The sequence below is a fragment of the Roseibium sp. SCP15 genome (genome assembly GCF_040329435.1).
Lineage (GTDB): Bacteria > Pseudomonadota > Alphaproteobacteria > Rhizobiales > Stappiaceae > Roseibium.
Window position 1 is genome coordinate 448103 of the sequence record NZ_JBDZYI010000005.1, and the last position, 21503, is coordinate 469605.

Annotated in this window: 25 protein-coding genes and 1 tRNA gene; 12 read left to right on the forward strand and 14 right to left on the reverse strand. The window is 56.4% G+C overall.

The window, feature by feature from the left end; genetic code table 11:
* Positions 1-44 precede the first annotated feature (44 nt).
* Genes ABLO27_RS25110 through ispG form a run of 3 tightly spaced genes read right to left on the reverse strand, consistent with a single transcriptional unit; the run spans position 45 to position 2955 of the window.
* A complete protein-coding gene (locus ABLO27_RS25110; protein WP_353036839.1) occupies positions 45-782 on the reverse strand; it encodes a DUF429 domain-containing protein in 738 nt (245 codons plus the stop codon).
* Positions 775-1677, reverse strand: coding sequence for a pyridoxal kinase (gene pdxY, locus ABLO27_RS25115; protein WP_417714845.1), 903 nt, complete (start codon positions 1675-1677; stop codon positions 775-777). Before pdxY ends, ABLO27_RS25110 begins: the two co-directional genes overlap by 8 nt.
* A gap of 21 nt (positions 1678-1698) precedes the next feature.
* On the reverse strand, positions 1699-2955 hold the full coding sequence (gene ispG / locus ABLO27_RS25120) for a flavodoxin-dependent (E)-4-hydroxy-3-methylbut-2-enyl-diphosphate synthase (RefSeq protein ID WP_353036840.1): 1257 nt from the start codon (positions 2953-2955) through the stop codon (positions 1699-1701).
* Between the two features lie 223 nt (positions 2956-3178).
* Here ispG and ABLO27_RS25125 point away from each other — a divergent pair, with 223 nt between their 5' ends.
* The 5 genes from ABLO27_RS25125 (at position 3179) to ABLO27_RS25145 (ending at position 8144) form a co-directional block, all read left to right on the forward strand.
* Complete coding sequence (locus tag ABLO27_RS25125; RefSeq protein ID WP_353036841.1) at positions 3179-3949, forward strand: hypothetical protein; 771 nt, start codon at positions 3179-3181, stop codon at positions 3947-3949.
* A 42-nt stretch (positions 3950-3991) separates the two neighbouring features.
* The gene (locus tag ABLO27_RS25130; protein WP_353036842.1) at positions 3992-4879 is read left to right on the forward strand and encodes a 4-hydroxy-3-methylbut-2-en-1-yl diphosphate synthase; all 888 of its coding nucleotides are present in this window, start codon (positions 3992-3994) and stop codon (positions 4877-4879) included.
* Between the two features lie 120 nt (positions 4880-4999).
* Positions 5000-5782, forward strand: a complete 783-nt coding sequence (locus ABLO27_RS25135; RefSeq protein WP_353036843.1) for a 3-hydroxybutyrate dehydrogenase — start codon at positions 5000-5002, stop codon at positions 5780-5782.
* Between the two features lie 40 nt (positions 5783-5822).
* Entirely contained in the window at positions 5823-6836 is a 1014-nt protein-coding gene (locus tag ABLO27_RS25140; protein ID WP_353036844.1) for a patatin-like phospholipase family protein, read from the forward strand.
* A 477-nt stretch (positions 6837-7313) separates the two neighbouring features.
* Complete coding sequence (locus ABLO27_RS25145) at positions 7314-8144, forward strand: pentapeptide repeat-containing protein (RefSeq protein ID WP_353036845.1); 831 nt, start codon at positions 7314-7316, stop codon at positions 8142-8144.
* 224 nt (positions 8145-8368) lie between these two features.
* On the opposite strand, the gene ABLO27_RS25150 is transcribed toward ABLO27_RS25145, so the two are convergent.
* Positions 8369-9172: a MipA/OmpV family protein gene (locus ABLO27_RS25150; RefSeq protein WP_353036846.1), complete on the reverse strand. Its 804-nt coding sequence runs from the start codon at positions 9170-9172 to the stop codon at positions 8369-8371.
* Between the two features lie 243 nt (positions 9173-9415).
* On the opposite strand from ABLO27_RS25150, the gene ABLO27_RS25155 reads away from it, so the two are divergent.
* Positions 9416-9712: a YggT family protein gene (locus tag ABLO27_RS25155; RefSeq protein WP_353036847.1), complete on the forward strand. Its 297-nt coding sequence runs from the start codon at positions 9416-9418 to the stop codon at positions 9710-9712.
* An 83-nt stretch (positions 9713-9795) separates the two neighbouring features.
* Here the strand turns inward: ABLO27_RS25155 and ABLO27_RS25160 are convergent, their stop codons facing one another.
* From ABLO27_RS25160 to ABLO27_RS25180, 5 genes are all read right to left on the reverse strand, one after another.
* Positions 9796-9990: a Trm112 family protein gene (locus ABLO27_RS25160; protein WP_353036848.1), complete on the reverse strand. Its 195-nt coding sequence runs from the start codon at positions 9988-9990 to the stop codon at positions 9796-9798.
* Between the two features lie 32 nt (positions 9991-10022).
* Positions 10023-10700 carry an LON peptidase substrate-binding domain-containing protein gene (locus tag ABLO27_RS25165; RefSeq protein ID WP_353036849.1) on the reverse strand — a complete coding sequence of 226 codons (678 nt, stop codon included), beginning with the start codon at positions 10698-10700 and terminating at the stop codon, positions 10023-10025.
* An 82-nt stretch (positions 10701-10782) separates the two neighbouring features.
* The gene (trxA, locus tag ABLO27_RS25170; RefSeq protein WP_353036850.1) at positions 10783-11790 is read right to left on the reverse strand and encodes a thioredoxin; all 1008 of its coding nucleotides are present in this window, start codon (positions 11788-11790) and stop codon (positions 10783-10785) included.
* 162 nt (positions 11791-11952) lie between these two features.
* Positions 11953-12474, reverse strand: coding sequence for a prolyl-tRNA synthetase associated domain-containing protein (locus ABLO27_RS25175; RefSeq protein ID WP_353036851.1), 522 nt, complete (start codon positions 12472-12474; stop codon positions 11953-11955).
* A 34-nt stretch (positions 12475-12508) separates the two neighbouring features.
* Positions 12509-12664 (reverse strand): hypothetical protein, encoded by a 156-nt coding sequence (locus ABLO27_RS25180; RefSeq protein ID WP_353036852.1) that lies wholly within the window; start codon positions 12662-12664, stop codon positions 12509-12511.
* Positions 12665-12716: 52 nt separating this feature from the next.
* On the opposite strand from ABLO27_RS25180, the gene ABLO27_RS25185 reads away from it, so the two are divergent.
* Positions 12717-12791: transfer RNA gene (locus tag ABLO27_RS25185), tRNA-Gly, on the forward strand.
* A 320-nt stretch (positions 12792-13111) separates the two neighbouring features.
* On the opposite strand, the gene ABLO27_RS25190 is transcribed toward ABLO27_RS25185, so the two are convergent.
* Positions 13112-14179, reverse strand: coding sequence for a Gfo/Idh/MocA family protein (locus ABLO27_RS25190; RefSeq protein ID WP_353036853.1), 1068 nt, complete (start codon positions 14177-14179; stop codon positions 13112-13114).
* Between the two features lie 90 nt (positions 14180-14269).
* Positions 14270-15055 (reverse strand): ThuA domain-containing protein, encoded by a 786-nt coding sequence (locus ABLO27_RS25195; RefSeq protein ID WP_353036854.1) that lies wholly within the window; start codon positions 15053-15055, stop codon positions 14270-14272.
* A 221-nt stretch (positions 15056-15276) separates the two neighbouring features.
* Here ABLO27_RS25195 and ABLO27_RS25200 point away from each other — a divergent pair, with 221 nt between their 5' ends.
* The 3 genes from ABLO27_RS25200 (at position 15277) to ABLO27_RS25210 (ending at position 16870) form a co-directional block, all read left to right on the forward strand.
* Positions 15277-15648 (forward strand): hypothetical protein, encoded by a 372-nt coding sequence (locus ABLO27_RS25200; RefSeq protein WP_353036855.1) that lies wholly within the window; start codon positions 15277-15279, stop codon positions 15646-15648.
* On the forward strand, positions 15645-16217 hold the full coding sequence (locus ABLO27_RS25205; protein ID WP_353036856.1) for a TetR/AcrR family transcriptional regulator: 573 nt from the start codon (positions 15645-15647) through the stop codon (positions 16215-16217). The genes ABLO27_RS25200 and ABLO27_RS25205 overlap by 4 nt, the downstream gene beginning before the upstream one ends.
* A gap of 143 nt (positions 16218-16360) precedes the next feature.
* Positions 16361-16870 carry a hypothetical protein gene (locus tag ABLO27_RS25210; RefSeq protein ID WP_353036857.1) on the forward strand — a complete coding sequence of 170 codons (510 nt, stop codon included), beginning with the start codon at positions 16361-16363 and terminating at the stop codon, positions 16868-16870.
* Here ABLO27_RS25210 and ggt read toward each other — a convergent pair.
* Positions 16864-18609 (reverse strand): gamma-glutamyltransferase, encoded by a 1746-nt coding sequence (gene ggt, locus ABLO27_RS25215; protein ID WP_353036858.1) that lies wholly within the window; start codon positions 18607-18609, stop codon positions 16864-16866. The genes ABLO27_RS25210 and ggt overlap by 7 nt on opposite strands.
* A 179-nt stretch (positions 18610-18788) precedes the next feature.
* Here ggt and ABLO27_RS25220 point away from each other — a divergent pair, with 179 nt between their 5' ends.
* Positions 18789-19154 carry a c-type cytochrome gene (locus ABLO27_RS25220; RefSeq protein WP_353036859.1) on the forward strand — a complete coding sequence of 122 codons (366 nt, stop codon included), beginning with the start codon at positions 18789-18791 and terminating at the stop codon, positions 19152-19154.
* A gap of 22 nt (positions 19155-19176) precedes the next feature.
* Here ABLO27_RS25220 and ABLO27_RS25225 read toward each other — a convergent pair whose 3' ends face one another.
* Positions 19177-20148 carry an endonuclease/exonuclease/phosphatase family protein gene (locus ABLO27_RS25225; protein ID WP_353036860.1) on the reverse strand — a complete coding sequence of 324 codons (972 nt, stop codon included), beginning with the start codon at positions 20146-20148 and terminating at the stop codon, positions 19177-19179.
* A 96-nt stretch (positions 20149-20244) separates the two neighbouring features.
* Here ABLO27_RS25225 and ABLO27_RS25230 point away from each other — a divergent pair, with 96 nt between their 5' ends.
* On the forward strand, positions 20245-20643 hold the full coding sequence (locus ABLO27_RS25230; protein WP_353036861.1) for a YchJ family protein: 399 nt from the start codon (positions 20245-20247) through the stop codon (positions 20641-20643).
* Positions 20644-20729: 86 nt separating this feature from the next.
* On the opposite strand, the gene ABLO27_RS25235 is transcribed toward ABLO27_RS25230, so the two are convergent.
* Positions 20730-21497, reverse strand: a complete 768-nt coding sequence (locus ABLO27_RS25235) for an SDR family NAD(P)-dependent oxidoreductase (RefSeq protein WP_353036862.1) — start codon at positions 21495-21497, stop codon at positions 20730-20732.
* Positions 21498-21503: the final 6 nt, after the last annotated feature.

Genomic DNA, 21503 nt, shown 5'->3' on the forward strand with positions numbered 1-21503 from the left:
TGGTTTCCCGATGATATCCCGTTTGCCCTTTCTGAAACTTTTATTCACGCCCAGATCGCCATTCTGAGGCCCTTGCCGTCTCTTCGATACTTCTTGGGAAACGGTTCCGCCCAACCTTCCAAGATACGCTCGGCAATGAGGCTGTTGGCGGCGGCATCCAGCAGGTCGTCGCGTCCGCAGCCCTTCGGAGGCTTCTGGTCCAGAAAGTCGTGCGGCAGACCTTTTGACACCAGAAGATCCCTGCGTTGATCGAGGCCTTCCGGGTTGGCCCGGCTCTTGATTTTTTTCGGCAGGCTCATTTCCCGTTCGCCGTTCAGCCGCCAGAAAGCGAGTTCCGGGTGAACTTCAAATACGCGGGTTTCCAGTTCCGGGGTCATCAGCGCATCGATTTCGCGGATCTTCGGAAACAGATAAAAGCACTGCTTGGAAACTTTCCTTGCCGGTTCGGACGTGCGAAGCGCCGTGGAGCAAGCCTGCCTGTAGTCGTCTTCATGGACCGCGGCACGGGACGGAACTGTGAAGACAGATGACTGACGCATGCCCAGATGTTTGCGCACTGCTTTTTCTGGGCCACGACCTTCGGGAGGAATCCGATCAGGTAATCCGATCGGCATGTCGACCGCAATGATGGAAAGAAGCGGAACAAAACCGAGCAAATCCGCAAATCCGGGAAAGATCTCGAGTCGTACATCGCCCGGCTTGCTCAGGTTTCGAAGGACGGTTGCCCAGCCGGCCTTGCAGCCATCGGCTCCGGCGACCCAGATATCGATGTCCTCAGGCACGAACCTTGGTTTCCAGAACCCGGCGGGAGGTTACCAGCGCCATCGCCTTGACCACCGATTGCTGTTCCTCGGCAAACAGCAGCTCATCCGCGCCCTTTTTGACGCTGCGCGCAACAAGTTCGAACACCGATGCGGATGCCCGTTTCAGGGCTTCTTCGTCATCGAAGCCTTGAAGGTGATTTGACAGGAAAAGACCTGCGATCAGGTCACCGGTGCCGTGTGGTGGATTGGTAATCGCGGCATGTTCGGCGGCAACCGCTCCGCGCGGGCCCGCCAGAAGATTTGCAATGGCATTGCGGCGCAGCGCCGGCGAAGACGTGATCAGCACGCGTTTGTTGCCAAGGGCACGGGCGGCAGAGAGGGCCTGAAGTTCGCTTTCAACTTCGCGCTGTGTCAGCCAGCCAAGTTCAAAGGCATTGGGTGTCACGATATCGGCCAACGGGACCAGTTCGTCCCGTATGGCTTCTGCCGTTGCCTTTGGCACGTAAAGTCCACCACCGGACGCGCTGACATGATCTCCCATGACCGGATCGCAAAGATAAGGCGCTTCGGGATTTACCGTTTTGACGGCCTTTACCAGTTTGGCAATGGCGTGCGCCTGTTCCGCATTTCCAAGATAGCCGGAGATGATGCCACCAAGCTCTTCCAGCTTTGGTGACGTCACAAGATCGTTCACAATTGCCGCGAAATCTTCGGAAGAGGCGACGATCCGAGTACCTTTTCCGTGGCCCGGATGCCAGGGCAGGAGGATCGTGGGCAAAAACCAGACGTCATGACCAATCCGTTCCAGCGCAAAAGTCAGGCCGCGGCCACTGATGCCGCCCCGTACCACCTGTGACGTGATCACCAGGATCGGCTTCTTACGTGGCTCGGGTGCACCCGGCTGCTGCATCATTGTGAAAGCCCCTCAGCTGGTTCAGGCGGCGTCGGAAGAAGAGGAACCGGTCCCGTAGCGCTTTTCGATATAGTCCAAAACCATTTGCTTGAACTCGTCGGCAATGCCAGGGCCGCGGAGAGTAGTCACTTTTTCGCCGTCGACAAAGACAGGTGCCGACGGTGTCTCGCCGGTGCCTGGCAGGGAAATGCCGATGTCGGCATGTTTGGATTCACCCGGACCGTTGACGATACAGCCCATAACGGCAACGTTGAGACTTTCCACGCCCGGATACTGCTCGCGCCAGATCGGCATCGATTCGCGGATATGGTCCTGGATCTCGCTGGCCAGTTCCTGGAAGACGGTGGACGTGGTCCGGCCGCATCCGGGACAGGCTGCAACAACCGGTACGAACGCACGGAACCCCATGACCTGGAGCAGTTCCTGGGCCACCTGAACTTCGCGTGTGCGGTCACCGCCCGGTTCCGGTGTCAACGAGACGCGAACTGTGTCTCCAATGCCCTGCTGCAGCAATATGCCCATGGAGGCCGAGGATGAGACGATGCCCTTTGTGCCCATGCCGGCTTCGGTCAGGCCCAGATGCAGGGCGTAATCGCAGCGGCGTGCAAGATCGGCATAGACTGCAATCAGGTCCTGCACCTGACTGACCTTGGCAGACAGGATGATTTTGTCCCGGCCCATGCCGAGACCTTCAGCCCGCTCGGCGGAAAGGAGGCCGGACTGGATGATCGCTTCACGCATCACGGCTGCGGCGGAAACAGGCTTTTCGCTCCCGGCGTTTTCATCCATCAGCTTGGTCAGGAGCTCCTGGTCGAGCGAGCCCCAGTTAACGCCGATCCGCACCGGCTTGTCGTGTTTGAGCGCGATATCGATGATCTGGGAAAACTGTGTGTCGCGCTTGGCCTTGAAGCCGACATTGCCGGGATTGATCCGGTATTTGTCCAGTGCTGCGGCGCAGTCCGGGTAATCGGTCAGGAGCTTGTGGCCGATATAGTGGAAGTCGCCGACGAGGGGCACATTGATGCCAATACGGTCCAGCCGCTCCTTGATGCGGGCCACCTGCGCCGCCGCTTCCGGCCGGTCCACGGTAATGCGCACGATCTCGGACCCCGCACGCGCAAGGGCCGCGACCTGCGCAACGGTCGCATCCGCATCGGCAGTGTCGGTATTGGTCATCGACTGGACGACAATCGGCGCATCGCCACCGACCATGACGTTGCCGACCGGAACTCCAACGGACTTGCGGCGGGGCAGGGCTTTTGCGAAATCATCAATCATGACAGGAACCAACCGGTTACACGCTTTTGCCCACCATATGAGGGATATTGTCCCAACTTTCCAGCGAATGATTTGGTTCTGCGTCGAAAAACGGCAATCCTTGACCGTATCATGGGGCGTTCAGGGTGCGGGTGGCGTCGTTGCAATTGCAGATTTTAGCAATTAAACGCAATGGCAAGGAGCCGCAATTGTCGGGGCTTCATGAAGGCTTGAGGACTTTTGTATGTTGAAGCGATTGCTGGGCGACTCGGTCTCCCTCGTTTTTGGGAACCTTGAGACTGTGTTCAAGGTTTGCGGCAGCTGGTTCGTACTGCAATTCGCGCTGATGATGCTGATCAGGCTGGCGACGGGTGGTGCCGATCCGCAGTCGGGCAATCCAGGTGCAATGGTGCTTTTGTCCGTTGTCATGTTGATGTTCGCCCTGGCATCTTCGGCAAGCATCGGTGTTGCCTGGCACCGTTTCGGCCTGTTGGGAGAAACGCCGGGTCTCATTCATTTGAGAGTGGGAGGCCTTGAGCTTAAGTTCATTCTCAAGTCGCTGCTGCTGGCGTTGATATTCGTTTGTGTCTGGCTGATCATCGGTTTCGTTCAGGTGGCAATCGGCGTTCCCGTTGTAACCGGTGTCTTCGCCATCCTGCTCCTCATTTTCGCAATTCCCACGTTCATGAGACTGTCGCTCATTCTTCCAGCCACAGCGGTGGAGCATCCAATCAGCTTGGGAGAAGCCTATTCCATCAGTGAAGGTCTTGGCTGGCGCATGTTCCTTGCCTCGCTGATCCTGTCTCTTCCCTTTGTTCTGGCCGGTATCCTGTTTCAGTATCTGCTCCAGGGAATGGCGGGAAGCTTGCCGATCATTCTGCTGCAGTTCAAACTGATGCTGCTGAACGTGCTGTTGCAGATCATCGTGACGGTGCTCGGCATTTCGGTTCTGACAGCCGGATACCGGATGGCGACGGAAGCGCACAGCAGCCCGGACCCTAGCGTTTTTCAATAAAGTCCCTACTTTGCGTGCAGAGCCGAATTTCGGGAGCAGGCAATGTTCATAACCGTTCTGGAACGGTCGCTATCACTGGCACAGCACCATGTCGGAACGCTGCTGCGGACCGGTTGGGCGTATATTCTGTTGCTGGTTGCCCTCAACTTCGCAATCGGTTCTTCGCTGATGCCGGAGAGCGGCTTCAGGACCGTGTCCTACATGACCGAGCCTGTTGCAGCGCCTGATGAGGGCGCGCTCAGGGCACTGGCTGGAATTGCCAACCTTGTTGTCGGGTTTGGGATTGCGATTGCCTACGTGCGGCGGATCCTGATCGATGCCCGTGACTTTCCCGTCTTTTTCGGCAGGCGCACTGTCCGGGTGATCGTCAACCAGATTGTGCTCAGTCTGATCGGTGCATTCTCGCTGGTGCCGCTCGTCATCGTATCACTGCTGCTGGCTGCGATTACGGCCGGTGCCGGCCTGCTGTTGTTGTTTCTCGCTCCCTTCATCGCTCTCATGGTGGTTCAGAAGTTCTCCGTTGTCCTGCCGGCAGCTGCCGTCGATGATCCCCTGACGTTGAAAGAGAGCTGGAGAGCAACGTCCGGCCTCGGCTGGCCGATGGCCTTTTCCGCGCTGGTGATGAGCCTGCTGGCCGGTTTTCTGGTTTTCGTCTGGGGATTTCTGCTTAGCGTTTCCGACGGTCTTCTGCCGGCGAGCGAGATCTGGCAACAGGTCCGTTCCGCTATTTTCCCGATGGGTACGATGCTGATCCTCGTGTGGGTGTTCGCAAGTCTGCACGCTACATTCTATGGCCTCGTTCGTGAACGGTTTGCCGAAAAGCTCGGATTGACGGCGGATGACTATTCGCAAGCAGAAGAACACAGGGCAGTTGCCCGGGATCGTGCGCGCAAGGCGCTTGCCGGTGCACAGCGCATGAAACGGCGCTGAAAAGCCGCTGCGACAATCAAACATGACGATCTAATCACTTTTCGTCATTCCGTTGTTGCAGTGCGGCGAGAACTGGTCAAATGTTGTGCCGGAATTTTATCAGTTCTTGGGAGATCCTGAATGCTTGCCAACAAAACCGCTGTCGTCACCGGTTCCACCTCCGGGATCGGGCTTGGTTGTGCCCGCGCATTAGCCGAAAAGGGTGCCAATGTCGTCATCAACGGTCTTGGCGATGCGGAAGAGATTGAACGGACACGTGCTGCCATCGAGGCGGATTTCGGTGTGCGCTGCACTTATTCTCCGGCCAACATGCTCAAGGGTGACGAGATCGCCGGTATGATCGCCGATGCGGAAAAGGAGTTCGGGTCGGTTGACGTACTGGTCAACAATGCCGGCATTCAGCACGTCTCGCCGGTTGACGAGTTTCCTGTCGACAAGTGGGACGCGATCATCGCGATCAACCTGACTTCTGCTTTCCATGCAATCCAGGCTGCCTTGCCGGGCATGAAGCAAAGAGGCTGGGGCCGGGTCATCAACACCGCTTCCGCGCACGCTCTGGTCGCATCCCCTTACAAGTCCGCCTATGTCGCCGCCAAACACGGGATTGCGGGTCTCACCAAAACCGTCGCGCTGGAAGTGGCCGAGCAGGGCATCACTGTCAACGCGATCTGCCCGGCTTATGTCTGGACACCGTTGGTGGAAGCACAGATTCCCGACACGATGAAGGCGCGCAACATGACCGAGGAAGAGGTCAAGAGGGACGTCTTGCTAAAAGCGCAACCGACCAAGCAGTTCGTCACGATCGAGCAGGTCGCCGGATATGCGGTGTTCCTGTGTTCCGACACCGCGTCTGCGATCACGGGGTCCATCCTGCCGATCGATGGCGGCTGGACCGCGCAGTAAGCGTTTTCGACCCACCAGTCCCGATCAGAAGGCACCAGCCGTGGCGAAACCGAAGAAGATCAATTTGGCCCTCCAGGGGGGAGGTGCGCATGGCGCCTTCACCTGGGGTGTCCTGGACTGGTTTCTGGAAGACAGCCGTCTTTCCATTGATGCGATCACCGGCACGTCTGCCGGGGCCATGAATGCGGTCGTTCTGGCAAGCGGAATGGAGGCGGGAGGCGAGGAAGGGGCTCGGGAAAGTCTGGAAGCCTTCTGGCATGAAGTCAGCGAGCAGGCCAAATACAGTCCGATTCAGCGTTCGCCGCTGGATGTGCTGCTCGGAAACTGGAGCCTCGACCATTCGCCGAGTTATCTTTATTTCGATGTTATGTCCCGGTTTGCCTCGCCTTACGAGTTCAATCCGCTCAACATCAATCCCTTGCGCGATGTGGTGGAAAAGATGGTCGATTTCGACCGTGTACATTGCTGCTCAGGTCTCAGGCTTTTCATTGCGGCAACCAACGTCTTCACGGGCAAGATCCGGGTGTTCAGCGAAAAAGAAGTGACGCTTGATGCGGTCATGGCCTCAGCCTGTCTGCCACAGCTTTACCAGGCGGTCGAGATCGAGGGAGAGCCGTATTGGGATGGCGGATATATGGGCAATCCGCCGCTCTATCCGCTGTTTTACAAGACAGCGACACCGGATGTTGTCCTGGTTCAGATAAATCCTCTTGAACGCCGTGAGGTGCCGCGAACCGCGCGCGAGATCGTCAACCGGCTGAATGAAATCACCTTCAATTCGACCTTGCTCAGGGAACTGCGTGCAATCGATTTTGTCACCCGGTTGATCGAAGAAGGCAAACTCTCTGCGGACGAATACATGAAAGTGCACATGCATCGGATTTTTGCCACGGAACTGAAACCTCTGCAGGCCTCCTCGAAGCTGAATGCGGAATGGGCGTTTCTGACCGAGTTGAAGGATCTGGGCCGTGAAACTGCCAGGGAATGGCTCGATCGTCATATCGACGATATCGGCAAGCAGTCGACAATCGATTTGCGACAGGAATTTTCCTGACCCTTCGTTCGGGCCAGCTCCGTTTTGTGCCGGGCGTTTCTGTTAACTCTTTCTTAGCCACGTTTGCAGGCGGCCTTGCAAATTGCAATGCAGCAGTGGTGAAGAGTTTCTAAACAGAATCAGTATCTTGTGTCCGGCGACGTGTGGCTGTCCAGATATGGAAAATTTTCGCTGAAAACAAATTGGCAAGGCTTTTGCGATTGAATTGGCACGCTGATTGTCAGGTTGTGCGTCGTCAGCGCTTTAGTGGATGGAAGAAGTGGGCAACTGCGACCCCGCCTGCTTCTTCCCTCCCACAGTTTTCAAGCCAAATCAGCTCGCAAAAGTGAACTTGTGCCGGAATTTGCACCCTGGGCTGCAATTCTTGCAAGGTTCTAATATCTTTTTCATACAAATTCGATTTTGTTGAAGGCAACGGTTCTTAAACTGCCGGTCTGAATACCTATTTTGATAAGATGTAGGAAAAAGGGAAATGCGATGAGCGATAGGATTATCCGGTTTGCGGCAGGTTGCCTGAGCGTGATGACCCTGTGGGCCGCGTCGACCGGGGCGCTTGCGGGAAGCGACGCCGAACGAATGTCTGAGATCAAAAAGAACGGCGGATGTCCGCGTTGCGACCTGCGACTGGCCGAGCTCAGATTCCTTACAGTGGAACAAGCAGATTTTCAGCGGGCAAATCTGCGTGAGACCGATTTGAAGGAAGCCGTTCTTCCCAACGCGAACTTTCAGGATGCGGACCTCAGGCGCGCGGAAGCTGAAAGAGCCGACTTTTCAGGCAGCGACTTCACCGATGCAAGCATGCGCTCGGTGGATCTGGAAAAAGCCAACCTGTCCAATGCCAATTTGACGGGAGTGGATCTCAGGGATGCTGACCTCAATGCCAGTATCGCCAACAATGCGGTTTTCGATGACGCTGATTTGCGAAACGTCACCCTGATCCGATCCGTGATGGAAGATGCGTCCTTCAAGGGCGCAAAAATGGATGAAGTCAATCTCGAGCGGGTAGACATTTCCGGCGCGGACTTCGAAAATGCGCGCATTCGTCAGGGCAAACTCGACCGGATCAAGGCGCATGGCGCGAACTTTTCCGGCGCGGACTTCACGGGAGTTCGCCTTGTCAGCTCGGACCTGACCAACGCCAATCTGACCAATGTGGATTTCGATGGTGCGCTGTTGCGTCGGACGCGTCTTGTGGGCGCGGACTTGACGGGAGCCCAAAATCTCGACCCCAGCCGTATTCTGGGTGCCTGCGGCGATGAGAACACAAAGCTGCCGCGCGGGATCGAACTGATCAAGTGCTCGTACTAGGAAAACGTCTGGCTTTTGAAAGGAGCCTTGGCGTGCGAAGCGTCTGTGAAAACGAGCCCGGAGAACTCATCCAGGCCCGGTCGCGGTTGAATGCGTCACCTTTTGGCAGCTCATGAAGCACTCTTGCTGGCGATAAAAGAAAAAAAGGAGGCCCCCCAGCCCCCTTTTGCCCCGGCCTTTAGGTAGGCCAGCCCACTTAACTCTTTGTCCGCTGCGTTTGGCGCTTACTTGAATACGTCAAACGCGAAGCGGTAGCTGACGCCAAGACCCAGGCTGAACTGGTCCTTGCTGCCGCCCCTGGCGATCGGGCTGTCAGCGGCATCGCCGATCAGCCTGTCATATCCACCTTGAATATGAAGGCGGACATCTTCGTTCCAATCGTAGCTGGCACGTGCGGCCAGACCGACGCTCTTGAAGCCGGCGCCTGCATTATATGCCGTCAGGCGACCACCGCTGTTTGCAGCTTCCGAAGAGGTTACGCCGAAATAGGTGTCCATGTAGTCTTCCGACGCGAAGTCCGCGCGCGGACCGAAGCTGACTTCCCATTTTTCGGTCGGGTAGACAATGCCGTCGAGACCAAGCTGGCCAACCTGACCATGGTGGCCGTTGAAGCCCTGCCGCAGTTCGGCAAATGCACGCCAGTGCTCACCGCGAAGACCACCGCCCAGACCCAGTTCCAGCGCCCAGTCAACAGTTCTGGTGCCGGTCAGGTCATTGCTGTCGCTGGCCTTGCGCTCGCCAAGAAAGTTGAACGCCGGATAGAAGAACACACCACTCTTGCGGCGGCCATCAACCACCTGGCCGAGGCCGGGCAGGTAAAAGCGGCCAACAGAGATGATCGGCAACGGATAAATCAGGTAGGAATCAGCCGCTTCGTAACGTGGCTTGGCGATTGCCCCGATACCGAGATCGATCACGAACTGGCGATTGGCGTCCTGACCGGTAATTTCACCGCTTTGCGCCAGGGCGGCGGTGGAGGCTGCGCTCAGCGAAAGAGCGAGCGCGATGCGGGACAACAGCTTTTTCATATAAGTCATATCCAGACGGAATCTTGTTGCAGGCGAAGATAGCACGAAGCAGCCTTACTCAAACCCTAAGGAATCCGGGTTTTGTGAGACTGTTGCATTTAAGCATCGCTGCCCTTCCTGGTGGCGGTGGCGTTAAGTCTTGTTACAAACAAATTCATGTTGGAAGTCGCCCCGTCTTGCAGCTGGCCTGTCTTGAAGCTACATGAAGATAAAGAAAGCTTTCGAAAGGCAACGGACCGGACCATGACAGCCCTTTTCAACGTCATCCTCATCGCGCTGGAACTCTATACCTATGTAATCATTGCCAGTGCGATCTTTTCTTGGCTCTACGCTTTCAACATCGTCAATTCGAGCAACCAGTTCATCAATTCGATCGGCCGGGTACTGTACAATCTCACCGAACCCGCCCTACGTCCGATACGGCGCTTCATGCCGGACCTTGGGGGTGTGGACATTTCTCCGGTGATCCTGCTTTTGGCCATCATTTTCATTCGCCAGATCATCATCATCAACCTGATGCCTCTGTTCCGCGGTTTCTGATACTTCAAAGAGCTGCGCAGACAAAAAAAGCCCGGGCCATCTGGACCGGGCTTTTTCGTATTCATTTTATTTGCGAGCGTAGATCAGTCTTCCAGTTGTCTTGCCTCTTCCGGCAACATGATCGGAATGCCGTTGCGGATCGGGTAGGCGAGTTTCGCGGATCTGGAGATCAGTTCTTTGGCCTCCGGATCATATTCGAGCGTTGTCTTGGTCACGGGGCAGACGAGAAGCTCAAGCAGTTTTCTGTCTACCGGGCGTTCGATTGTGGTGTCGTTCATTCATTCGGTCTTTCAGGTCAAAGAGCGCAGGGTCACTGCAGCGTCGAGCCGCCGTCATTCTGTGATTTGGCAAGATCCATTTCGGTGATGGCGATAAGCGTTTCCGCACGGGTTCTAAGGTCACGTGCCTCCAGCAAGGCCTGCTTTTCCTGCGGGCCATAGGGGCACATCATGCAAAGTGCATTGACGAGAACTTCCGTCTCAGCTTCCGACACGCTTTGCCAGTCCGCTTCCAAGTTGTTGGCGTCCAGATAATTGCGCAAGGTCTTCAAAAGTCCGTTCCGGTCGACATCCTCTTCACCTTCACCGCATTTGAGGTCATGGGAAAAGGCTGCGAAGTCGCATTCGACCTGACGGTACTTCGCAAATGAGCTGATTTCCTCACCCAGCGCAAAACGGGTGATGCCCTGAAGCGTGATCAGGTATCGGCCGTCGCCGGTCTCCTGAAAACTGGTCAAGCGGCCGACACAGCCGACGCTCGCCAGCACCGGTTCGTCAGGGTCCGCTGACAATCGGTCAGGGGAAGGTTGCACCATACCGATCAGGCGGTTGCCCGAAAGCGCTTCATCCACCATGTCGATGTAGCGCTGCTCGAAGATGTTCAGCGGAAGCTGGGTTCGGGGCAGAAGAAGGGCACCGGACAGCGGGAAGACAGGCAATACAGGCGGTAGGTCCGCAATCGTTTCATAAATGGCATTTCCCGCCTGCATCTCCGCGCCTTCTTTGTTTGGCTTTTTTACAATGCCGTCAGCGTGCTATTGCCCTGTCTAAATGTGTCAGGCCCGACAATCGTCAAGAAAACAGAACGGCGGAGAGTTTGCGTCTTCCATATGCGCTGGCCGGATCCTTGAAGCCCCAGGCTTCGAAAAACTGCAGCAATTGCTTGCGGCCACCATCCTCATTCCACTCGCGGTCATGGCGGACAATTTCAATAAGCTGGTCCACAGCCCCTTCCTTGTCGCCTTTGCCGTTAAGGCCGAGTGCGAGGTCGAAACGTGCCTGAAGATCCAGCGGATCCTTGGCGATCCTGTCGTGAAGATCGGCAAGGTCGCCAAGCGAGGCTGCCTGTTCGGCCAGTTCGAGAGCAGCCTTCGCGGCTGTGTAAGCTTCTTCTGACCGTTTTTCTTCAGGAACAAGATCGAGGGTCTGCTTGGCACGCTCGACATCTTCCGCGCCCAGGTAACATTGCGCGAGACCGGCAATCGCTTTCACATTATCCGGCTCCATCTGCATGACTGCGCCAAAGAGTTGCGCGGCCTGGCCGAAATCATTTGCTGCGAGCAGTTCTTCCGCCTGTTCCAGGTAGGCGTCCGCCTGGTTGGTCGGTGCAGGGCCGCCGACCTTTTCGATAAAGGCCTTGATCTGGCTTTCCTGCTGCGCGCCCATGAAGCCGTCAACCGGCTGACCATCCTTGAACGCAACCACTGCCGGAATGGACTGAATGCCCATCTGACCTGCGATTTCCGGATGATCGTCGATGTTCATCTTTGCAAGTTTGACCGTGCCGCCAGCGGCCTTGACCGCAGCTTCGATGATCGGTGTCAGTTGCTTGCACGGGCCGCACCAGGGCGCCCAGAAGTCAACGAGCACAGGCTGCTGTCGGGACGCTTCCATCACGTCCGCCATGAAAGTCTGCGTGGTGACATCGTAAATCAGGTCGTCACCCGCCGGAGCGCCGCCACCGCCATTACCGCCGTCGCCACCGAAGCCGCCGCCTCCCTGGCCGCCATAGCCGCCGCCCATGCTGGCGCCAAATCCGCCACCAACCTGACCGCCCATGCTGTAGTTGCCGTTGCTCATATGCCCGCCTCGTGTGTTGCGGCCGGTGCCTTTCGCATCCCGGCCCAATAAATAACCGTCACCTGGTTGAACTGGCCCATAACATGGAGCCACTGCGCCTGAATTACAAACGCTTGATTGAAGAGATTCTTATATCTAGGTCCGCGATTGCGGGCGCCCAGCCTAGAGGCCAGCCGCCTTGGCTTCCTCGCTGACGGCCAGAACCTGTGGATCGTGGCCGCAGGCCTTCGCAAACTTGATGAGATCACCGCCGGTAATCGCGGTTGTCGCGTCGTTTTTTAGCGGATGATAGTTCAGGATCTCGTGCTGCATCATTGCGGCATCGAATACGGGCGTCACACGCAGCGCTTCCCTGTCATTTATCAGCGAGAACGGTGTCACAGAGCCAGGCTCCACACCCAGCACTTCCATCAGGAGCTCGGCATTGCCGAACGATACCCGTCCCTGACCGCCAACGATCTGGTGCACTTTCTTCAGATCGATTTCAGCGTCATGCAGTGCCACGATCAGGAAAAGGCGGCCTTTCTTGTCCTTGATGAAAAGGTTCTTGGTGTGGCCACCCGGGATTCTGTCATGCAGGTCGCCGGATTCAGCGACCGTGAATACAGGCGCATGGTCGACAGTTGTGACTTCAATTTCGAGATCCTTGAAGAAGCCCATCAGATCGTCGCGGGTCGCTGGCATCTTTTTTCCTAGAAAATTTTGACTTTGGCGCTGTCTAACGCGTTTCATAAGCTTCCAGCAAGAGAAAAGCGTCTTCAAAAGCGGCGGGAATCTGCGCTTTTCCGAAATCGGGTGTACAAGAAATCCACAGAAAGGCGGCTAAAAATTTTTCTGCAAATTCGGTGTTGCAATCCGTCTCAGCATAGTTCATATACTGCGCCACCGACGACGAGGCGGCCACCGCCAAGCGCTCGGGACACTATGCGGGTGTAGCTCAGGGGTAGAGCACAACCTTGCCAAGGTTGGGGTCGTGGGTTCGAATCCCATCGCCCGCTCCAGTTTTAGCCGAGAGGCTCAGGAACCAGCGTTCGAAAGAACGCTGGTTTTTTGTTTTTCAGGCCCGATATTTTTTTGGAAAGTCCGAAACAGCGCAATCCTGCCGTTCAGCAGCGATAAAACGCGTTTAATCTAAAAATTGACAAAAACCCGACGAGGGGAATGAACGAAGTTTCAGGAGGCGGGAGATAATGTCGAGTTGCATCAAGCGGAGAGGCGGTTGGCCAACGGCGGCCTTGCTGCGGTGCAACTTTGCCTCAAGTACCTATCCTGCAGCGGAGCCGTCCCGCTCCGCTGCAGATCCGGTTGAAATCATCGTCTTTTAGAGCTTCAGGAACCTGCCCTCTTCGACGTGGGAACGTTCGGCGGCGTCCAATGCCGATTGCAAACGTGCGCCATGTTCAAAGTCCGGTTCACCGCATGTGCCTGTGCGAACGGCTTCGACGAACCTTTCATAGACAGTCGGTACAGGGTCCACGGCAATCTCTGTCCAGTTCGCTTCCAGCAGATCCGGACCTCGGCAAACCCTCAGCTTCTCGACTTTCTTCTCAAACGAAACTTCCAGTCCGCCTTCATCCCCATAGAGGCGAAGGCGAAGATCGTTCAGGTGACCGGAAGCGAACCGGGTTGCGGAAATGGTGCCCAGGGCTCCGTTTGCAAGTTCTGCCTGCAGAGTGAAGCTGTCATTGGCGTCGAGCCTGTATTCGCCGACCCGGTTGCCTTCCGCCTTGTCGAAGGTCTTCAGGCGACAGGAAAGCTCGGCTACCGGACTTCCCGCGGCAAATGTCGCAAAGTCCAGAATATGAATGCCGACATCACCCAGAACACCCTTGGAACCATGTTCGGTTGATAGCCGCCAGAGCCATTGGCTTTCTGTCCTCCATTCACCCCAGGCAGGTTGGGTCAACCAGCTCTGAAGATAGGAGGCCTCGAAATGGCGCAGCGTTCCGATCGTGCCGTTTGACACAAGTTCTGCCGCTTTTTGCAGGACAGCGACATCGCGATAGCTGAGATTGACCATGCCGATCAGGTTCCTTGCCTTGGCAAGTTCGGTCATCTCACGCGCGTCCCCGGCATTGGTTGCCAGCGGCTTTTCACAAAGAACATGCTTGCCGGCTTCCAGCAATTGCATGGTTGTCGGGTGGTGGGCAGCGTCCGGAGTGACATTTGCAACCGCGTCAAAGTCTCTCCAGGCGATTGCCTCCTCCAGGGTTTCGAAACGGTTTTCGATCCCGAAGTCTTCGCAGAAACTTGCAAGGAACTCAGGGCGCCTGTCGACACCGGCAACCATTTTTACACCTGGGATGGTCTGAAAAGCCGATGCGTGGGTGCGGGCCATGTTGCCGGTGCCAAGGACAAGCAACCGGACGGGGTGGGTTGTCGACGTCATGAAAAATCTCCGACGGTGAAATTCAGCAGAGCGAGCGGTGGCCGGGCTGTGCGCCCGGTCTCTGAAATGTTGAAGGTGGCCGGAACAGTATTACCGGTAACCCTCTTCGCCCTCCTCGTGAAGTTTCGGCCCGCGTTCTTCGATCTTTTCCGGTGCTGCATCAACGGGGACGTTCGGTGCTGCATTCGGATCGGAAATGCGAGCCATTGGATTGAAAGCCCATTTCACGCCGTTTTTCAGAACGGTCTGAACATTGGAATCATGATAGGTCGGGTATGTTTCGTGACCCGGACGAAAGTAGAAGATGTTGCCTGCGCCACGCTTGTAGGTCAGGCCGGAACGGAAGACCTCGCCACCCTGGAACCAGCTGATGAAGACCGTTTCCAGGGGCTCGGGAACTCCGAAAGGTTCACCGTACATTTCTTCCATTTCAAGCTCGAAACTGTCCGGCAGGCCTTTGGTGATCGGATGGTTCCGGCTTGTGACCCATAGCCGTTCCCGCTCGCCAGCCTCGCGCCAGGTGAGGTTGCAGGGGGCTCCCATCAACCGTTTGAACGGCTTGGCGAAATGCGCCGAATGCAGGAACATCATCCCCATGCCGGACCAGACGGCATCGCAAACCCTTTCGACGATTTCGTCGGCGACGTCGCCGTGTGCTGCGTGTCCCCACCAGACCAGCACGTCCGTGTTGGCGAGACGCTCCTCGCTCAGGCCGTGCTCAGGTTCCTGGAGGGTTGCCGTTGTCGCCTCAATTTCCGGGTCGGCATTCAGCGCGTCGGCGATGCAGCTATGCATTCCGTCAGGGTATAGACCTGCAACAATCTTGTTGTGCTGCTCATGGACGTTTTCGCCCCAGACGACGGTTCTGATAGGCATTTGAGCCCTCCCGGTTCAGAAAGTCTATTTAGGAAATGTGCTTCGGCATATTTTCCAAAGCGCTTTGAATAGCGCTATCACCGGCTTTTCGAACTGTCAATTCGGTTGAATTTGCTGTTTGTGCGAAAGGGCACGCAGGACGCGGCATACGACCGCATTGCGATCGGGGCGCTTTCTGATTTATTACAAACCATACAGTATGGTATGTTATGGAGGTAAATATGAATGCTTACTTGCTTGTCGCTGCAGGGTTATCAGTTTTTGTCTGTCTGCTTCATACGTTCCTGGGGGGACGAAGCATCGCCGTGCCACTTCTGAGAGCTGCGGATCTTCATCCGGTTCCCAAATATGTCGCCTATTATTGCTGGCATATCGTGACCATTGTCCTGGCTGCGATTGCGGTCATGTTTGCGATTGCAGGTGTTCGGGCTGAAAGCCTGGATCTTGCCTGGATGGCAACGGCGCTTACCGCCTCCTTCTGCATTCTCGGTCTTGCTGTTCCGCCGCTGAAAGGACAAAAGTACAAGAACATGCCGCAAGGCTGGCTGTTTCTGCCCATCTTCCTGCTTGGTGTTCTTGGTGGAGTTCAATGACGACGCGAAAGCGGTTCAAAAGAGACGACTGGCTGCAGCTGGGTCTTGCACAACTGGCAAAGGATGGGGCAGCCGGCCTGACCGTCGAGGCGCTGTGCAAATCCGCCGGAAGGACCCGAGGATCATTCTACCATCACTTCGAGGATCATGACGGGTTTCTTGAAGCTTTGCTGGCGGCGTGGAAGCAGCAGAACACGATTGATGTTGCCGACCAGATACTGGGTCATCAGCTGCAGGATCGGGCGCAAATGCTCTCGGACCTTGCCAATCATCTGGACCAGGACCTGGAGCGGGCAGTGCGCCAGTTCGCACAGTCCAACTCCATTGCGTGCGAGACAGTGCGGGATGTCGACCGGATCCGGACGGATTTTGTCATTGAGCTTTATGTTGAAGAAGGGCTGACCAAAGAGGAAGCCCGCGACATTGCCCAGTTGGAATACGCCGCCTTTGTCGGATCTCAGATTGTCTGGCCGGAAATGACCTCGCAGCAGCGTTTCAATCTCGACAGGCGGTTTGCATCCATGGTGCGAAAGACCTTTGGTCTCGCACGTGCGGCCGAGGAGAATTGAGAGACAGCTTGCACTTCGGTTCATGGACAGTTCAGTGACGTTCTGGAAGGGCGCTCACGCGAATGTGAAGCGTAACCAAAATTCAATTCCTTGTTGCTAGAACGGGCTCAGCATCAAACAATTGAATTCAGTTGCGGACGATCATGGCTGTTTTTCGTCAACCTATCACTGCCGTTGTAATCGCGTTCTGGTTTTTCTTCTGGCTGCTCAACGGTCTGGACAAGTTTTTCGCGCGGCAGGATGTCGGCTTCGTGCACTGGTGGGGAAACCACCGTGTCGAGAAGTTTTCCATGTATTTCGACAAGCTGGCATTGGACCCGGCATACGTACAGGCGACCCTGATTTTCGCGGGTATCGTCGAATTCGCCGCCGCGGGGTTTTTCGTTGCCGCCGCCATCCGCCTGTTTCAGGGACGGCCCGGGGTAGCTTACCGGACCGATCTGGCGATCACCGTGTCCATTGCCGTTTTTCTCGGCTTCACGATTTTCGATGTGATTGTCGGTGACCGGGCCGAGCTTCTGGAGCATTCCACTTACATAGGTGTGTTGCTCGTGTCTTTCCTGGCCGTGGCCGCTGAGAGCTTCTTTCAGCATCTCAGAGACCTCGACAGTCCAAGCACATTGAACAGGCGCTATCCGCCTGAGGCTCAGTAACCAGCCGTCAGGGCACCGGCACGACGCGGATCGGAAGCTCCCGCAAGAATGCCGTCCACCACCATGATTGACTGGGTCGACCCCATGGCGTTCTTGAGATTGACCTCATGCCCCCGGGCTTCCAGAAGCCTGATGGTATCCGGTGACAAGCCTTCCTCGATCCGGATCTCGTCAGGTAGCCACTGATTGTGGATACGTGGCACTGCCGTTGCCTCCGCGATGTTCATCTGATGATCGATGACGTTGAGAATGATCTGCAACGTGGTCGTGATGATCCGGCTGCCACCTGGAGAGCCGGTTGCCAGGTAGAGATCGCCATCCTTGAAGACGAGTGTCGGGCTCATGGATGACAACGGGCGCTTGCCACCCTCGACCGCATTGGCAGTGCCGCCGATCAGGCCATAGGCATTGGGCACGCCAGGCTTTGCGGAAAAATCGTCCAGTTCGTTGTTGAGCAGCACGCCGGTTCCGTCGGCCGTCAGGCCAGCGCCATAGGAAAAGTTCAGCGTATATGTGTTTGAGACGGCGTTGCCGTCCTTGTCGACAACCGAGAAATGGGTCGTTTCGTTGCTCTCATACGGATAAGGATCGGCCGGTTTGATCTCCTCGGACGGAGTTGCCGCATCCATCCGGATGGTTTCTCTCAACATGTCCGCATAGGTGGGCGAGGTCAGTCCCTTGACCGGCACGGTGACGTAATCCGGATCGCCGAGATACTTCGACCGGTCGGCATAGGCCCGCCTCATGGCTTCCGCCATCACGTGGATCGAATCCGCCGAGTTTGAGCCGAACTCCCGGATCGGAAATCCTTCGAGAATGTTCAGGATTTCAACGATATGGACACCGCCTGACGACGGGGGAGGCATGGAGGCAATTTCATAACCCCGGTAAGACCCGGTGACCGGGGCGCGCCAGACCGGTTCATAGGTGGCCAGGTCCTCGACCGTCATTCCACCGCCGGCGGCCTGCACCTTGGCTGCAATGTTTTGTGCAACCTCACCCTTGTAGAAACCATCGACACCCTTGTCGGCTATCAGGCGCAAGGTGCCTGCGAGATCCTTTTGAACGAGTGTCTCGCCCGGCAGGTAGGGAGCTGATCCCTGTTTGTAGAAGATTTCCGCAGTCGCAGGGTCTTTGGTCAATCGGTCCAGCCGCGCCATCAGCGCTGCGGAGAGGCTTGGCGTAACGGTTATGCCCTTGTCGGCGAGTTCGATTGCAGGAGTTATCAAGTCCGCCCAGGTCAGATTTCCGCTTCCGTGTTTCTTGTAGGCGGCCGCGAAGCCCGCAACGGTTCCGGGCACGCCAATGGCCAGCCCGGAATAGCGCGACTTTTGCTTGTCGGGTTCCCCATCCGGTCCCAGAAACATGTCCTTGTAGGCCGCGGCAGGCGCTTTTTCCCGATAGTCCAACGCCTCGGTGGCGTCGCTGCCGGACATGTGGATCAACATGAAGCCACCACCGCCGAGATTTCCGGCGCGTGGCAAGGTGACGGCGAGCGCAAATCCGGTTGCGATTGCTGCATCCACCGCATTTCCGCCCTTTTTCAGAATGTCGACGCCGACATTCGTTGCAACGGCTTCCTGGCTGGCGACCATCCCGTGTTGCGCAACAACTGGATTGAAGCGGTCTTTCAGTGAATAGATTGGGGCGTCTTGAGCAAGAACCGCCTGGCCTGAAAACGCCAGTAGCGTGATGGCAACAGATGTTGCGCGCAAAAAGGAATTCAGATGACGTCTCACTCGCACCTCCTGCAATTTGCTGAGCCCGGAGTTTGTCGGAGCCGTCTTGTGGAGGCAATAGAAAAGCGCGTGAGGACCATGCTTTCGCCTTGTGATTGATTCAACGCAAGGTCAGGCCTTTGAAAGTCATCCAGTCTGAAGCCCCAGCTTCATGAGTTCCGTGATGCGAGGAGGCGTAGATGATCCGCATTCCACTTCCATTTCCGGCAAGAGTTTCCGGAATGGCACGAGCAGGTTTTTTGATCCTGTTTGCCGCTGCTTCGATTATCTCTGCAGGGCAGACATCGGCGCAGGCTGCTGACCTTTACGCCGGAAAAGCTCTTGCTCTCCAATGGTGTTCTTCCTGTCATCTTGTTGCTGAAGAGCAGCCGGCGGCGTCGAGCGTTACCTTGCCGAGCTTCTACGACATTGCGAAGGATCCCGATTGGTCGGAGGCGAAACTGGCAACCTTTCTGGCAAACCCGCATCCGGTGATGCCAGACATGTCGCTTGGCAACATCGAGATCGCCAATCTGGCAGGGTATATCAGTTCTCTGAAGCCTTGAGAAAAGGCTGAGCCAAGCAATCTCAAAGGTCGAATTCGGCGCGCATGGCAGCATGATACGAGCCAGCGTAATCGCTGCTGCCAGCGTCAAAGACCTCATCGGGCAGCTCGTAGTTGAACACTTTCACGCTCAAGGTCTTGTCCGTTACTTCGGCGCTCGCAAGGATATGGTCCAGTGCTTGTCCCTTGCCTCTATGAATGACGGTCTTGCGTCGATCGGGCGGCAGCGAAGCGTCCAGCTGAAACAGGCGTCGGTTTGCCATATCCGGTGAGCCAGTGTCATCGGGGTCGGCGCGTAACAGCCTGAGCGTTCCTGTTTCACCCGTTGCGTTGAAATCTCCGGTGACGACGATCCGCGCGTTTTCATCCTCATCGAACAGGGATTCAACGGCAATGCGAAGTTCCAGGGCCTGGGAAATCTGTTTGAGAACCGAAAGCTGATAACCTTCCGCCCAGGCTGACAGGCTCTTCCAGTTGCGGTCCTCGTTTTTACCGCCGCGTATCATTGCGGCGATCGGCGCACGCAGGTGAACGACGAACAGATGGAAGGGTCTTTTTTCCCCCAGATCGATTTCCGTCTTCAGGATGGGGCGTTCGTATTCAATTCCCTGAGGTTCGTCATAAGCCGGTTCAGCGGTTTTCGGTTGCCATTTCGGCGCGTTGGCATGGTGCTGGAACAGGCTCTCGTGATTTTTGATCGGATACCGGGACAGAACCACGAGATTGTGCCTCTGGCCCGGGCCTTTGCCCGGTTCGCGTTCACTCGCAACGCAGTAATAGTCCTGGTACGGTGTGTCGTGCAGCAACAGATCCAGCGCCTGAAATTGGCGTTGTGAAGCGCCTCTGAGTTTTTGCGCGTTGACTTCCTGCAGGCACAGAATGTCGGCTTCCAGTTCCAGAATCTTCGGGCGCAGGGCGGCAAGGCGTGGTCTCAAGGCAGCCATGTCAAAGCGATCGGAGCCGAAGGATTCCATGTTGAATGTCGCCAGTTTCATGCCACCGCCCGCTTATGCCAATTGTTAAAGAGAACCATAGCGTTGGGAAAGGCCAAGTGGTAGAGAGCGCGCAAGACTTGATTGCAGGAGGAACAAATGTCCGATGAAGCCTGCCCGTGCGGCAGTGGTGCGGCGTACGACGTTTGTTGCCAACCTTACCTTCGAGGAGACGGTTCTCCGAAAACGGCCGAAGCCCTGATGAGGTCGCGCTACAGTGCCTATGTGCGCGAAAACATCTCTTACCTGAAGGATACGCTTTGGCCGAAGTACCAGGAAGGTTTCGATACGGCTGCGACTGCAAGGTGGGCGACCGAGAACCACTGGGCCGGATTAACCGTTCTTGAAACGGAAAAAGGCGCTGAGGGTGACCGGGATGGGAAAGTGCTCTTTGAGGCAAGGTATCTGTCCAGCGGGAAACTCAATACACATCGCGAGCTCAGCCGCTTTCGCAAAAAGTCCGGCCGTTGGTATTATGTGGAAGCCTTGCCGGAATAGTCTATTTTGCGACGCCAGTATGCGATAGGGCCGTGGAAATACCCACGGCCCCACGCATCTTTTTGAAACTGCCTGCTTCGGTGGGCCTAATTCCTGCCGGCCATAACGCCGCCATCGACATCCCAGATCGCTCCTGTGACCCAATCGGCCTCGTCGGACAGGAGAAAATCGATCGTGGCTGCCACATCGTCCGGTTTTCCGATCCTGCCAATCGGATGGAATGCGTCAAAGCCTTCATGGAGAGTTTTCGAGATCTGATCTTCTGGAATGAAAGCGCCGTAGATCGGTGTTTCGACAACCGCCGGAGCCACCGCATTGACCCGGATGCCCTTGTCGCCAAGTTCCATGGCCAGGTGTTGCGTCAGGGCATGAAGGCCTGCCTTGGCCATTGAATATGCGGAAGAGGGCGTTGCCTTGACTGCCTGATGCGCCCACATGGATCCGAGGCTGACGATTGAACCTTTGCCGGCGTTGCTCATGTTTCGCGCAACGGCCTGCGTGATCTGGAAGGTTCCCCGATTGAACGCATGATAGAGATCGAAGTCATCACCGGTGTGGTCAAGAAACGGTTTCGGGCTGAAATAGCCCGCAGCATTGACCAGATAACCGATCGGTCGGTCCAGATTTTCTATCCGCTCCACGAGGGTCTCGACACTTTCTCTGTCTGTCACGTCGGCCTGCCACACCTCGACGGCAGCTCCGTAAACGGTTTCCAGTTCCTTTTGAGCTGATGCCAGCTTATCCGCGCTTCGCCCGATCAGGACGAGCGGGGTTCCCCGTCTGGCGAGCCTGTGTGCAGTTGCCAGGCCCATCCCTGAAGTTCCGCCTTGAATGATTGCAATCGAATTGGTCATTTGTTG